At 75.2% G+C, this 13,770-nt stretch carries 6 protein-coding genes; 5 read left to right on the top strand and 1 reads right to left on the bottom strand.

The window, feature by feature from the left end:
• The first annotated feature begins 18 nt into the window (after window positions 1-18).
• Together IE330_RS28495 and IE330_RS28490 are read left to right on the top strand one after the other, a co-directional pair.
• Window positions 19-1,629, top strand: a complete 1,611-nt coding sequence (locus IE330_RS28495; RefSeq protein WP_190139022.1) for an alpha/beta hydrolase — start codon at window positions 19-21, stop codon at window positions 1,627-1,629.
• Between the two features lie 113 nt (window positions 1,630-1,742).
• Entirely contained in the window at window positions 1,743-3,212 is a 1,470-nt protein-coding gene (locus IE330_RS28490; protein ID WP_190139021.1) for a WGR domain-containing protein, read from the top strand.
• A gap of 74 nt (window positions 3,213-3,286) precedes the next feature.
• Here the strand turns inward: IE330_RS28490 and IE330_RS28485 are convergent, their stop codons facing one another.
• Window positions 3,287-4,534 carry a trypsin-like serine peptidase gene (locus tag IE330_RS28485; protein ID WP_229925997.1) on the bottom strand — a complete coding sequence of 416 codons (1,248 nt, stop codon included), beginning with the start codon at window positions 4,532-4,534 and terminating at the stop codon, window positions 3,287-3,289.
• Between the two features lie 1,359 nt (window positions 4,535-5,893).
• Between IE330_RS28485 and IE330_RS28480 the strand changes: the two genes are divergently transcribed.
• The 3 genes from IE330_RS28480 to IE330_RS28470 all read left to right on the top strand — a co-directional run.
• Window positions 5,894-7,114, top strand: coding sequence for a cytochrome P450 (locus IE330_RS28480; RefSeq protein WP_229925996.1), 1,221 nt, complete (start codon window positions 5,894-5,896; stop codon window positions 7,112-7,114).
• An 84-nt stretch (window positions 7,115-7,198) separates the two neighbouring features.
• Window positions 7,199-8,548, top strand: a complete 1,350-nt coding sequence (locus IE330_RS28475) for a serine hydrolase domain-containing protein (RefSeq protein WP_190139019.1) — start codon at window positions 7,199-7,201, stop codon at window positions 8,546-8,548.
• A 103-nt stretch (window positions 8,549-8,651) separates the two neighbouring features.
• Window positions 8,652-13,770: non-ribosomal peptide synthetase (locus IE330_RS28470; RefSeq protein ID WP_190139018.1), on the top strand; the 5,119-nt coding region annotated here is incomplete at its 3' end.

Raw genomic sequence — 13,770 nt, 5'->3', positions numbered from 1 at the left:
GCTCCTAGCGTTCCTTGTATGACCGAGCAGCAGCGTGCCCCCCTCAGCCGACGCCAACTCGCCTACCGCACCACGGCCTTGACCACGGCGGTGGCGGCCCTGGCGCTGGCCGCCCCCACCGCGACCGCCGCACCCCCGCCCGGCCCCGCAGCCCCGCCCGGCCCCGCAGTCCCGACGGCCGCCACGGGTGGGCTCGACCGCTACTACCACCAGCGCCTCGACTGGCGAAGCTGCGTCCTCGGTCCCGGCGACGAGGAGGGCCGCGCGCTTCAGAAGGCGGGCGCGCGCTGCGCCGACGTCACCGTGCCGCTCGACTACGCCGACCCCGGCGGCCGCACCCTCACCGTCGCCGTCTCGCGCATCAAGGCCACCGACACCCGCCGCCGGGTGGGCCCGCTGCTGCTGAACAACGGCGGCCCCGGCGGCGCCACGCTCGACGCACCGCCCGCCGCCCGTGCCGCGATGAAGGACGTGGGGGCGCGCTACGACATCATCGGCATGGACCCGCGCTTCGTGGGCCGCAGCACCCCGCTGGACTGCGGGTGGAACATGGGCACGACCCTGTTCTCCGCGGGCGCCGGACGGGCGGGCTTCGACCGGCAGGTGGCCCTGCAGAAGCGGGCCGCCGACGCGTGCCGGGCCACCAACGCGGCCGTGCTGCCGCACATCAGCACCCGCAACACCGCCCGCGACATGGACGTCATCAGGGGCGCCCTCGGCGACCGCAAGCTGTCCTACCTGGGCTACTCGTACGGCACGTACCTGGGCACGGTCTACGCGCAGATGTTCCCGCGCCGCTACGACCGGATGGTCCTCGACGGGGCGATCGACACCCCGCGCTACCAGCCCCGCATCCTGCGCGGCGCCGAGGACGAGAACGAGCGGGCGCTCGCCGCCTGGGCGTCCTGGGCGGCGGCCCGGCACGGCACCTACGGCCTCGGCCGCACCCGCGCCGGCGTGCTCGCCACGATCGACCGCGTCGTCCGGGCCTCGGCGCGCGCCCCGCTGACCGTGGGCACCGGCTCGCAGAAGTACCGCGTCGACGACAGCCACGTGCCGTTCCTGCTCGTCGAGGGCCTCGCCGACGACACCGACGGGACCCGGGCCGGCCTGGCCGCGACCGTCGCCACCCTGGCCCGGGCCGCCGCTGGCCGGCCGGCGCCGCTGCCGCAGAACCTGGCCGAGATCCTGCGGTTCGCGGTGACCGGCGAGGGCTCGCACTACGGCAGCGTGCAGACCGCGATCCTCTGCGGGGACGTGGCGGCCCCCCGCGACCCCGAGCGCTACTGGCGCGACATCCGGCGCAGCCGTCGCGACCACCCGCTGTTCGGCCCGCTGACGAACAACATCGGGCCCTGCGCCTTCTGGGAGCGCCCCCGCGAGCGGCCCACCCGCGTCCGGCACGCCACCCCCGCCCTGTTGGTGGCCGCTACCGGCGACCCGCGCACCCCGTACGACGGCAGCGTCGCCCTGCGGCACCGGCTGCGCGGCTCCGCGCTGATCACCCTCGAAGGAGCCGACCGGCACGGCGTCTACGGCGAGTACGGCAACACCTGCGTGGACGACGAGGTCAACGCCTACCTGGCCACGGGCGTCCTCCCCGAGGGCGACCGGACCTGTGTGCGGTAGCCCCCGCACGAGGGCCGCGCACGACGGCCGGTGATTGTCAGTGGCGTCTCCTACGGTGTGAGCACCTGGACCCGGTGGAGACACCCCGGGTCCGTCCTGGGGAGGGGTCTGCCATGTCCGCCGTGTCCGCGCAGTCGGCGCAGTCGATGCAGTCGACGACGTACCTGGAGCTGTCGCAAGAGGGCGCAGGTGCCCACAAGTTCTACGAGGTGGAGGTCGCGGGGACGGTGGTGACGGTGCGCTACGGACGCATAGGCGCCGCCGGGCAGACCCAGACGACGACGTTCCCGACGGCGGAGAAGGCGCGCGCCGCGGCCGCGAAGAAGGTGGGCGAGAAGGTCCGCAAGGGGTACGCCCCGGCCGTCCCGGGGCAGCGGGCCCCGCGCCCGGTGACCCGCCGCCAGGTGGCCTCCGCCCCGTCCACCGCGCGCGCCGTGGCGCCCGTCCTGTGGCGGTTCCGCACCGGCTCCGCCGCGTTCGGCATCCACGTCGACGACGAGCTGTGCTGGGTCGGCAACCAGGCGGGCGACGTCTACACCCTGGACCACGACGGCGGCGTCCGCGCCCGCTTCAGCCTCCCGGACGGCGTCAAGTGCCTGGTCGCCGACGACTTCTGGATCTACGCGGGCTGCGACGACGGCAAGGTCTACGACCTGTCGTCGAAGCTGCCCTTCGCCGCCTACGACATCGCGGCCGACGTCGACATCTTCTGGCTGGACATCCACGAGGGCGTCCTGGACGTCTCGGACCGCGAGGGCTGGCTCACCGTCATCGACCACGAGGACGAGCACCAGTGGGCGCGCCGCAGCCAGGGCCAGCACGCCTGGATGGTCCGCGCCGACGACCGGGCCGTCTACCACGGCCACCACCGGGGCGTCACCGCCTACGCGCCCGACGGCGGCGGCGAGTTGTGGCACACCACCACGCGCGGCGGCGTCCTCTTCGGCTGGCAGGAGGACGACGCCGTGTACGCGGGCACCGCGCACCGCGTGGTGCAGCGGCTGCGGAAGGCGACGGGCGCCATCGAGGCCACGTACACCTGCGACAGCCCGGTGTACTCCTGCGCCACCTCGCCCGGCGGACGGTTCGTCTTCGCGGGCGACGCGTCGTCCTCCGTCTACTGCTTCGACCAGGACGGCACGCGCCTGTGGAAGCTCGGCACCGGCGGCGGCTCGGCCCTGTCGATGCAGTACCACGACGAGCGGCTGTACCTGGTGACCACGGACGGCTCGCTGGTGTGCGTCGACGCGAGCGAGGAGGCCGTCACCGCCGCGCAGCAGGGCACGGTGCCGGTCGCCCGGGACGTCAAGCTCGCCGCCGCACTGCCCACCTACGAGCCGGCCACCACGGCCGGCTCGGTGGCCACCGTCACCCACGCCCCCAGCGGCGCGGTCGTCGTCGAGTGCGTCCAGGAACACGGTCGCCTCCGCGTCCACGTGCTCTCCGAGGGCTACGAACCGTCCTGGAACGTCCAGTTCCCCCGCGCGATACGCGAGCCCGGCGCACGCTACGTCGTGGACGCCCTGCACGCGGCGGCCGGCGGCTTCTACCGCGTACGGGGGGACATCCGCCGGCTGCGGTGACCGGCGCGCGAGGGAACGGACCCGGCGGGGCGCGCGGCGGGACGGGCCCCACGGCGGGACGGGCCCCACGGCCCTCAGGAGGGCCGGTTGTCGATCAGGTCCTGGATCTGCGGGTGGATGCGGTCCATGCGCGTGCCCACGTTGGTCGGGCAGGAGCCGCCCCAGTGCAGGGCGATCACCTTGTGGGACGAGCCGGCCACGACCGGGGAGCCGGAGCTGCCGCCGGAGGTGTCGCAGGAGTACCCGACGTCCTCGGTGCCGAGCTGCGGGGTGCGCACCCCGCAGTAGGCGCCGCCGTCACGTTCCTCGTAGAGGGAGATGCGCTTGGGCCGGGTGTCGCCGTGGCCGACGACGTAGGCCTGCTCACCCGCGACCGGGGCGCGGGTTTCCAGGAACAGCGTGCCGAAGGGGGAGACGCGGTCGAAGTCGTCCACGCTGAACACGGTGTAGTCCAGGCTCGCCGAGGTGCGCAGCAGCGCGGCGGCGCCGACCTTGGTGCCGGGGCGCGGGTCGTTGCCACCGCAGGTGGCGCAGTCGTAGTCGAACTGCACCTCCATGGTGTCCAGTTGGGACTGCGTGCTGACGCAGTGGTTGTTGGTCATCATGTGGTTGCCCCGGCCCACACGCCAGGCGGTGCAGTAGCCCGCGCCGTTCGTCAGCATGCGGGCGACGCCGCGTGACGCGGCGTACGGCGCGGGATGGCTGCTCCGGTAGCAGACCGCGTCACGCCGGCCGTCGGCGCCGCACACGCTGCGCACGGCGGAGGGGTTCCTGGCGGCGAACTCCGCCGCGGAGTAGCCCCGCCAGTACCGGTCGACCGACACCTCCGAGCCGTGTCTCGCGCGCCGGTGCAGGGTGACCACGGCGGTGTCGCCGTCCACCGACAGCGCGGCGAAGCCGGTGCGGCCGTGCCGCGTGAACCCCGCGTCCCCGGGCACGGCGCCGCCCCGGGCCGGGTCGCCGTGGTACGTGTGCGTCTCGCGCCCGGTCGGATCGGCCACCGTCACGTGGTCACCGGGCGCGAGCCGGAACCGGTCGAAGTGCACCTTCACGTACGACGCTCCGGAGTGCCGGATCTCGTGGCGGTCCGGGCCGCCGGCGGAGGCCAGCCGGAGAGCGGCGCGCTCCTCCTCGCCCGCGGCCGGAACCGGGGCGACCGGCGTGCGCGCAGCCGGGCCCCGGGCGGATGCCGACGCGTCCTGGGCCCGTGCCGTCGTGCGCTGGACGTGTGACGGAGCGGCCTCGTCCGCCGGCGGCGGCGCGGCGGGTGTCAGGGCGGCCGCGGCGGCGAGCACGGCGGCCGTCAGCAGGGGTGTGAACACGGTGACCTCCCTGTCGGGTGGGGGCCGCGCGGGCGGCGGCGCGGACGGCCGCCGCCTGGTCCGGTGGGCCTGTGGACGGTTGCGGTAGCCGGGCCCGGCGCGCGGACCGCGCGGTGCGGGACAGGGCCAGGGTAGACCTGTACATGACAACAAGTGAGCCGAGTGTCGGCCAGAGCCGGGAGTTCCGCGTTCCGGGGTGAATGCGCCCTGTTGATGCCGTCGGGGCCGTTGTTTCCAGATCTTCTTCGCCTGTTGTGTGCATACCCTAAGCACTGGCCATGACATTGGGCGTCAACCCGACATTCGCCGTTAAGTGGAGAGGATTTCCGGCGGCCTTCGGAAAGAAAGCCGTTTCTGATGGAAGCGCGCGCCCGCGCACTGTGCGTGACAGTGCGCCCCCGTGCGCCCCCCATGGAATTCGGCCAGGGTTACTCGCCGGTCGGATGAGGGGTCGGGCGAGTCGGGCATCTCCGGTCGTCGCACGTCATGAGAGGTAATCAAGTGCGCGCGAGAGCGCGCGAATTCGATCAACATCTGCCACAACGGCACGTGTTCATGGCCGGAGTTGGACGCTCCTCGCTGGCGGGAGCCGTCCGTGGCCGGATGTGTATAAACGGAAGGCGCCGTTTTTCATACCGGCGTGTTTGACTGTGGGGCGCCGGGGCACACGCGGTGGCGGCGGTCCCCATCGGACTGTTGAGACGCGAACTAGACCACCGGAAAGCTACTCGGCGGTTAATCGAAACGGACGGCGGAAGCGCCCTCCATTCAACTTCTGGGGGTTGCTATCGAGTGACCCGCCGTGAAGACTGTGGCGAGGGTGCTCTGAATATGCGTGGTGCAAAGCGCAGGACCGCTTCGACGGGACGTGTGTACGTTCTCGTCCGGAGCTGGGGGGCTCGCGCTCACGGGCCCGCACCACCGATTCGTACGAGCATGGGGAAGTCTCGCGCACCTGCCGCGAGGAACGTTTCACTGGGGGATGAGTGATGTCGGCTTGGTCCGCGCAACAGGTGCCGCCCTTCGCCCAAGGGCGGACGGAATGCCGAAGTGCGCCGGGGCGGACGTGCTGACCCAGGCCGAGCGGCCCCGGTGACGGACGGATGACAGGCGCACGGGCCGGTGAGGACACCGCCCGTCGGCACGGCCCGCCCACCTTCCGTGACGGACGCTCCGCCTGCCCGCACGCGTGTCCACTCCCCTTGCCGGGTCCCCGGGTGCCCTGACGGTTCCGCGCGGACGCGAGTCACCCGGGAGCGGCGGCCGGCACCGTCCGGCGCGCCCGGGCCGGTGCCGCCCCCGTGACCGCCCCACCCCCACCTTCGTCGTGCCCGCGCGTCCCCCACACAAGGGAGAGAAGTGACCAGCAACTCGACCAGCAGCCCGTCGGCGCAGGAACACCTGCTGTTCGACACCCTCACCGACCGGTGGCGGTCGCTGCGCGAGGCCGGACCGGTCCGCTACGACGAGGCGCAAGGGGTGTGGCAGGTCGTCAGCCACGAAGGCGTGGCCGCCGTGCTCGCGGACCCGGCGACGTACTCCTCGGACATGACCCCGATCGCCCCCACGCAGGAGGACTTCGAGGCGTTCAAGCAGGGCAACTTCGTCGGCATGGACCCGCCCGAGCACCGCAAGTTCCGCACGCTGGTGAGCCAGGCGTTCACCCCGCGCGTGGTGCACGGTCTCGAACCGCGCATCGAGGCCGTCTGCGCCCGCCTCCTGGACGCCGTGGCGGACCGCGACCGGATCGACATGGTCGACGCGCTGGCCTACCCCCTGCCCATCATCGTCATCGCCGAACTGCTCGGCATCCCCGCCGAGGACCACCCGCTGTTCCAGGAGTGGGCGGCCACCCTCTTCGGCGGCGACCAGCTCGGCGACGCACCCGACATGGCCGACCTGGAGCGCGCCCTGGAGGCCATCGCCCCGACCGTGCGCGAGATGAACAGCTACGTCCTGGAGCACATCCGCCGCCGCCGCACCACCCCCGGCGACGACCTCACCAGCAAGCTCATCGCCGCCGAAGTGGACGGCGTCCGGCTGCGGGACCAGGAGATGGTCGGGTTCGTCGCCCTGCTCCTGGTCGCCGGGCACGTCACCACCACCGCCCTCCTCGGCAACGCCCTGGTCGCCTTCGACCGCAACCCCGGGACGCTCACCGCCCTGCGCGCCGACCCCGGACGGCTGCCCGACGCCGTCGAGGAAGTGCTGCGCTGGCTGCCGCCCTTCCCCGAGCTGGGCCGCCGCGTCGCCAAGCCCGTGGTCCTCGGCGGCCACGAACTCCAGCCCGACGCCCTGGTGATGGCGCACCTGGGCGCCGCCAACCGCGACCCCGGCCGCTTCGCCGCGCCGGACGCCCTCGACATCACCCGCAGCCCGAACCCGCACCTGACCTTCGGTCACGGCATCCACTTCTGTTTCGGCGCGCCCCTGGCCCGCCTGGAGGCCCGCATCGCGCTGCGCATGCTGCTCGACCGTTTCCGCGACCTCGCCGTCCCCACCTACGACGACGTCACGTACCAGAACCCCGCCGTCCTCGTCGGCGTACGCCACCTGCCGGTCGACGTCGTCAGACCGTAAGCACGCGCGCCACACGCCCGGCCCGGAGCCCGCCGGGCGGCGTGCCCCCCACCCTGAGCCACCGTCAACAGGAGTCACCTCCTCATGCCGTACACCACCGCCACCACGATCATCGAGCGGTCACCGTCCCGCCTGCGCCAAGCGCTGCAGGACCGCCTCGACGCACTCGCCCGCACCCACCGCGTCCCCGGCGCCCACCTCGCCGTGGACACCGGTGCGGACGTGGTCAGCGTGCACACCGGCACGGCCGACGCCACCACCGGCACCCCGTTCACCGCCGACACGGCCGTCCCCCTCGGATCCGTCACCAAGGTCTACACCGCCGCCGCCGTGCACCTCCTCGCCGACGACGGGGACCTCGACCTCGACGACCCCGCCGCCGCGTTCGTGCCCGAGCTGCGCGCCTTACCTGAGGTAACGGTTCGCCACCTGCTCAGCCACACCGCGGGCCTGCCCACGGGACCCGACTCCGACACCGCCGCCTCCACGACCGCCGCGCGCTACCTGGCGGGCACCTGCACCGCCCAGGACGCGCTGTTCACTCCCGGCGCCGGCTTCTCGTACTCCAACGCCGGCTACGTCGCCGCCGGACGGCTCGTCGAGTCCGTCACCGGCATGACGTGGAAGGAAGCCGTCCGGGCACTCCTCCTGGAGCCGCTCGGCACCGAGCCCGCCCACCTCGACGACACCGCGCCCGCCCGCCCGGTCGCCGTCGGCCACGCCGTGAACACCGCGACCGGGCACCTGCGCCCGGCCCGGCAGAACCTCGCCCCCGTCGAGGCGCCGGCCGGCGCCCTGCTGGCCGGCGCCCTGGACCTGGCGGCCCTCGGCAGGGCCCTGATAGGCCGGTCCGCCGTGCTGCCGACCGCCGTCGCGGCGCACCTGCGGACCGCCGTGCCGGGCGCCGCCCCCGGAGTCCTCGCGGACGCCTGGGGCCCGGGGCTCGCGCTGTTCCACCAGGACGGCCGCTGGTGGTGCGGCCACGACGGCAACGCCCAGGGCACCTCCTGCCACCTGCGGGCCGAGCCCGACAGCGGCGTGGTCGTCGCCTTCACCGGCAACGCCGGCGGCGCCACCGCCCTGTGGCGCGACCTCGCCGACGACCTCACCCGGCTCACCGGCGTGCGCGTGCCGACCGCTCCGGCACCCGCGCACCGCGGCGAGCCCGTCCCGTTCCCCGAGTGCGCCGGCACCTACCGCAACGGCGCGACCGAGTACCGCATCGCCCTCGACGACGCCGGCGCGCCGGCGCTCTCCGTGGACGGCGACCTCGCGCTTCCCCTGGTCTGCTACGCCGACCTGACGTGCGACCTCGTCGACCCGGCCACCGGCCGCCGCGAGCCCGGCGGGCACTTCCACCGGGACCCCGTCACCGGCACCGTCGACCGCGTGCAGATCTCCGGCCGCACCGCCCGCCGCATCCGTACGGCCTGACCCCCCACCGCTCCGGCGTGAGCACTCCCCGGGCCTCGCCCTGCCCGGGGGACCGCGTGCCCGCGCGCATCCGCTCTGTCCCCGCCCCTGAAGGACTCGCCCCATGACGGACCTGCATGACAAGCCCACCCCGGCGGCGCCCCGGCCGCGGGCCGAGCGCACGGCCCCCGGGGACGTGAGCGCCGACGCGGCGCCGCACCCCCCGCTCGGGGAGCTGTTCGCCGCCTGGGTCGAGCGGACGCCCGAGGCGCCCGCGGTGACCGACGGCCGACGGACCTGGTCCTACCGGGAACTCGCCGCGCGGGCCGACCGCCTGGCCGCCGAGCTCGTCCGGCGCGGGGCCGGACCGGACCGCACGGTGGCGCTCGTCCTGCCCCGGTCGATGGAGCTCGTCGCGGCCGAGATCGCCGTGACACGCGCGGGCGCCGCCTTCCTGCCCGTCGACCCGGGCTACCCCGCCGAGCGGCGCGCCCTGATGCTGACCGACGCCGCGCCCGCCGTGGTCCTCGACGACCCGGACCACGTCCGCGCCGTCCTCGACGACGACTCCGCCCCGGCCCCGGACCTCCGGCCGGCGCCGGTGGGCCCCGACCACGCGGCGTACGTCATCTACACCTCCGGCTCCACCGGCACCCCCAAGGGCGTGACCGTCACCCACCGGGGCATCGCGGGCTTCAGCCGCGCCTGCGCCGAGCAGTACGCCGTCGCACCCGGCGACCGCGTCCTGCAGTTCTCCTCGCCCAGCTTCGACGCCGCCGTCCTGGAGCTGTGCAGCTCCCTGCTGTCCGGCGCCACCCTCGTGGTCCCGCCGGACGGGCCCTGGCTCGGCGACGAGCTCGCCGCCGTCCTGGAGGACCACCGCGTCACCCACGCCCTGATCCCGCCCGCCGCGCTCGCCACCCTGCCCGACCCCGCACGCGGCGACTACGCGCGCCACTTCAGCACCCTGATCGTGGGCGCCGAGGCCTGCCCGCCCGCGCTCGTCGACCGCTGGGCCCCCGGCCGCCGGATGATCAACTCGTACGGCCCCACCGAGGCCACGGTCGTCGCCTCCTGGACCGGCCCGCTGACCGCGGGCAGCGGCACGCCGACCATCGGCAGCCCGCTGCCCGGCACCCAGGTCCACGTCCTCGACGCGGACCTGCGGCCGGTTCCGCCCGGCACCGACGGCGAGCTGTACGTCGGCGGGGACGGCGTGGCCCGCGGCTACCACGGCCGCCCCGGCCTGACCGCCACGCGCTTCGTCGCCAGCCCCTTCGGCCCGCCCGGCGCCCGGCTCTACCGCACCGGCGACCGCGCCCGCCACACCCCGGACGGCGATCTGGAGTTCCTCGGCCGGGCCGACCGCCAGGTCAAGGTCCGCGGCTTCCGCATCGAACCCGGCGAGGTCGAGGCGGCGCTGCTGCGCCACCCCGCCGTCCGCGAGGCCGTGGTGGTGGCGCGCGAGGACGAGCCGGGGCGGAGGCGGCTCGTCGGCTACGTCACCCCCACCGACCCGGACCGGGCCCCGGACCCCGGCGCGCTGCGCGCCGCGACGGCCGCCGCCCTGCCCGCGCACATGGTCCCGGCCGCCGTCGTCCTCCTGGACGAACTCCCGCTCACCTCCCACCACAAGGTCGACCTGCGCGCCCTGCCCGCACCCGCCGCCGCGCCCACCGCGGGCCGCACCGCGCCGCGCACCCCCGAGGAGCGGGCCCTGGCCGCCGTCTGGGCGGACGTCCTCGGCGTCGACGGACTCGGCGTCGACGACGACTTCTTCGACCTCGGCGGCGACTCGATCCTCGCGGCCCGGGCCCTCGCCCGGATCCGCGACGAACTCGGCGCCCGCCTCACCGTGCGGGACGTGTTCACCGCGCGGACCGTCGCCGCCCTCGCCCCGCTGCTCGCCGACCCCTCCGCCGCCGCCCCGGACCAGCCCATTCCGCGCGCCCCGCGCGACCGCCCGCTGCCGCTGTCCAGCGCCCAGCGACGGCTGTGGTTCCTCGACGACCTCACCGCGGGCGACACCGAGTACAACACCGGCGTGGCGCTGCGGCTGCGCGGCGACCTCGACACCACCGCGCTGCGCCGCGCCCTGGACGCGCTCGCCGCCCGCCACGACTCCCTGCGCACCACCTTCGCCACGGTGGACGGACAGGGCGTCCAGCACGTCGGCGACGACGCCCGGCTGCCCCTGCGCACGGCCGACGTGACCCACGCGCCCGCCGACGGGCGCGCCGACGCCGCCGAGCGGCTGCTGACCGAGGAGCTGGGCCGCCCCTTCGACCTGACGACCGGGCCGCTCACCCGGGCCCTGCTCGTCCGCCTCGCCGCCGACGAGCACCTGCTCCTGCTGGCCCAGCACCACATCGTCACCGACGGCTGGTCGGTGAACGTCCTCACCCGCGAACTGGCCGAGCTCTACCGCGCCGAGGCCACCGGCACCCCGCACGGCCTGCCCGCCCCCGCCGTGCAGTACCCGGACTTCGCCCTGTGGGAGCACGAGCGGCGGTCCCCCGGCGGCTCCTCCGCGGACCCCTCCGGCGACGAGGCGGACGACCTCGCCTACTGGAAGCGGCACCTGTCCGGCATGCAGCAGCTCGAGCTGCCCACCGACCGGCCCCGGCCCCCGGTGCGCACCACCGCGGGCACGGCCCACCGCCACCGGCTCCCGGCCGAGCTCGTCGAGCGGCTGCGGCACCTCGCCACCGGCCGCGGCACGACGGTGTTCACGCTGTTCGCGAGCGCCGCCGCCGTGCTGTTCTCGCGCTACTCCGGCCAGCGCGACGTGGTCTTCGGCACGGTCACCAACGGCCGCGGCCGCCGCGACCTGGAGGACGTGACCGGCTTCTTCGCCAACACCGTGGTGCTGCGCGCGGACGTCGACGACACCGCCACCGTCGACCGGTTCGTGGAGCGCATGCGCGGCACCGTCCTGGACGCCTTCGCCCACGACCAGGTCCCCTTCGACCGCGTCGTGGAGGAGCTGGCCCCGCCCCGGGACCCCAGCCGCACGCCCCTGGTGCAGGCCCTCGTCGTCCAGCAGACCGGCGCCGAGCACCCGGCCACGGCCGGTGGCGTACGGATCGAGAACCACCCGCTGCCCCGCCCCGCAGCCCGCTTCGACCTGGTGCTTGAGTTCGCGCCGGACGCCGGCGGCGGCTACGAGCTGACGGTCGAGTACAACACCGACCTGTTCGAGGCCGCGACGGTCGAACGCGTCAGCCGCCATCTGCACCGGCTCCTCGACGGCATGGCGGACGGCCCGCACCTGCCCCTGGCCGAACTGCCCCTGCTGTCCGCGGAGGAGCGGCGCACGCTGCTGGACTCCTGGAACCGGACCGCGGCCACCGGCGGCGAGACGGGGGACAGCACCCTCCCGGCCCTGTTCGAGGCGCAGGCGGCCCGTACGCCCGACCGGACCGCCGTGGTGTGCGGCTCCACCCGGCTGGACTACGCCGAGGTGAACCGGCGCGCCAACCGCCTCGCCCGGCGGCTGCTCGCCCGCGGCGCCGGCCCCGAGACGTTCGTGGCGCTGTGCCTGCCCCGCACCGCCGACCTCGTGACGGCCCTGTGGGCGGTGCTGAAGTCCGGCGCGGGCTACCTCCCCGTGGACCCCGCGTACCCCGCCGAGCGCATCCGCTTCATGCTCGACGACGCCGCTCCGGCCCTGGTCCTCGCGGGCCGCGACACCGCGGGCGCGCTGCCCGCGGGCTGCGAGCCGCTGATCCTGGAGGACTGCCTGGCGCAGGACGGCGCGGTCCCGGGGGAGTCCGGGGTACCGGGGGAGGCCGAGGCTCCGGGGGAGTCCGAGGTCCCGGGGGAGGCCGAGGTCCCGGGGGAGCCTGAGGCCTCGGGGGAGTCCGAGGACGTCGCCGACGCCGACCGGCCGCGGGCCCTGGACGCCGACCACCCCGCGTACGTCATCTACACCTCGGGGTCCACCGGCCGCCCCAAGGGCGTCGTGGTCACCCACCGCAGCGTCGCGGCGCTGGCCGCCTGGGCCGGAGCCTGGTTCGGGCCCCACCGCCTCGGGCACGTGGTGGCCTCCACCTCGCTCAACTTCGACGTGTCGGTCTTCGAGACGCTCTGCCCCCTGCTGTCCGGCGGCACCGTCGAGGTCGTCGCCGACCTGACCGCCCTCGCCGACGCGTCCGAGCCGCGCCGGGCCGGACTGGTCACCGGCGTCCCCTCGGTGGTCTCCCGGATGCTCACCGCGGACGGCGCGGCCGTCGACGCGGACACCTTCGTCCTTGCGGGCGAGGCGCTGCCCGCGCAGACCGTCCGCGACCTGCGCCGGGCGCTGCCCTCCTGCGAGGTGGCCAACATCTACGGCCCGACGGAGGCCACCGTCTACGCCACCGCCTGGTTCGCGGGCGACTCCGCCGCCGTGCCCGAGCAGGCGCCGCCGATCGGCAAACCCGTGGCCCGCACCCGCTCCTACGTCCTTGACCGGATGCTGCGCCCGCAACCGCCGGGCGTCACCGGTGAGTTGTACCTCAGCGGCGACGGCCTCGCGCGCGGCTACCTGGGCCGCCCCGGGCTGACCGCCGCCCGGTTCGTGGCCGACCCGTTCGGCGCGCCGGGCGACCGCATGTACCGCACCGGCGACCTGGTGCGCTGGAACGCCGCCGGTGAGCTGGAGTACCTGGGCCGCACCGACCAGCAGGTGAAGGTGCGCGGCTTCCGCATCGAGCTGGGCGAGGTGGAGGAGGCGCTGCGCGGCTGCGACGGCGTCGCCGAGGCCGCCGCGGCCACCCAGGACAGCGGCGGCCACCGGCGCCTGGTCGGGTACGTGGTGCCCGCGCCCGGCGCGCGCGTGGAGCCGGACGCGGTCCGCCGGGCGCTCGGCCGCACCCTGCCCGACTACCTCGTCCCCTCGGCCGTCCTGGTGCTGAGCGCCCTGCCGCTGAACCCCAACGGCAAGCTGGACCGCGGCCGGCTGCCCGACCCGGGGCCCGCCGGGGGCACCGCGCGCCACGTCGCCCCGCGCACCCCCACCGAGCGGGCCCTCGCCGCCGTCTGGGCCGAGGTCCTGCACGTGGAGCGCGTCGGCGCGGACGACAACTTCTTCGCGCTCGGCGGCGACTCCATCCTCAGCATCCAGGTCGTGGCCCAGGCGCGGCAGGCGGGCCTCGCGGTGACCTCGCGCGACATCTACCGCCACCAGACGGTCGCCGACCTGGCGCGCTGCGCGGACGCGGCGGCCGCCGCGCGCGGGCCCCGGTCCGCAGGGCGAGCTC

The sequence above is a fragment of the Streptomyces longispororuber genome, from assembly GCF_014656095.1.
GTDB lineage: Bacteria > Actinomycetota > Actinomycetes > Streptomycetales > Streptomycetaceae > Streptomyces > Streptomyces longispororuber.
The sequence above is the reverse complement of the archived record's forward strand: the minus strand, read 5'-3'. Positions and strand labels throughout refer to the sequence as shown.

Coding starts and splice junctions, on each gene's coding strand:
- IE330_RS28495 (WP_190139022.1), top strand. CDS start 19: ATGACCGAGCAGCAGCGTGCCCCCCTCAGCCGACGCCAACTCGCCTAC.
- IE330_RS28490 (WP_190139021.1), top strand. CDS start 1,743: ATGTCCGCCGTGTCCGCGCAGTCGGCGCAGTCGATGCAGTCGACGACG.
- IE330_RS28475 (WP_190139019.1), top strand. CDS start 7,199: ATGCCGTACACCACCGCCACCACGATCATCGAGCGGTCACCGTCCCGC.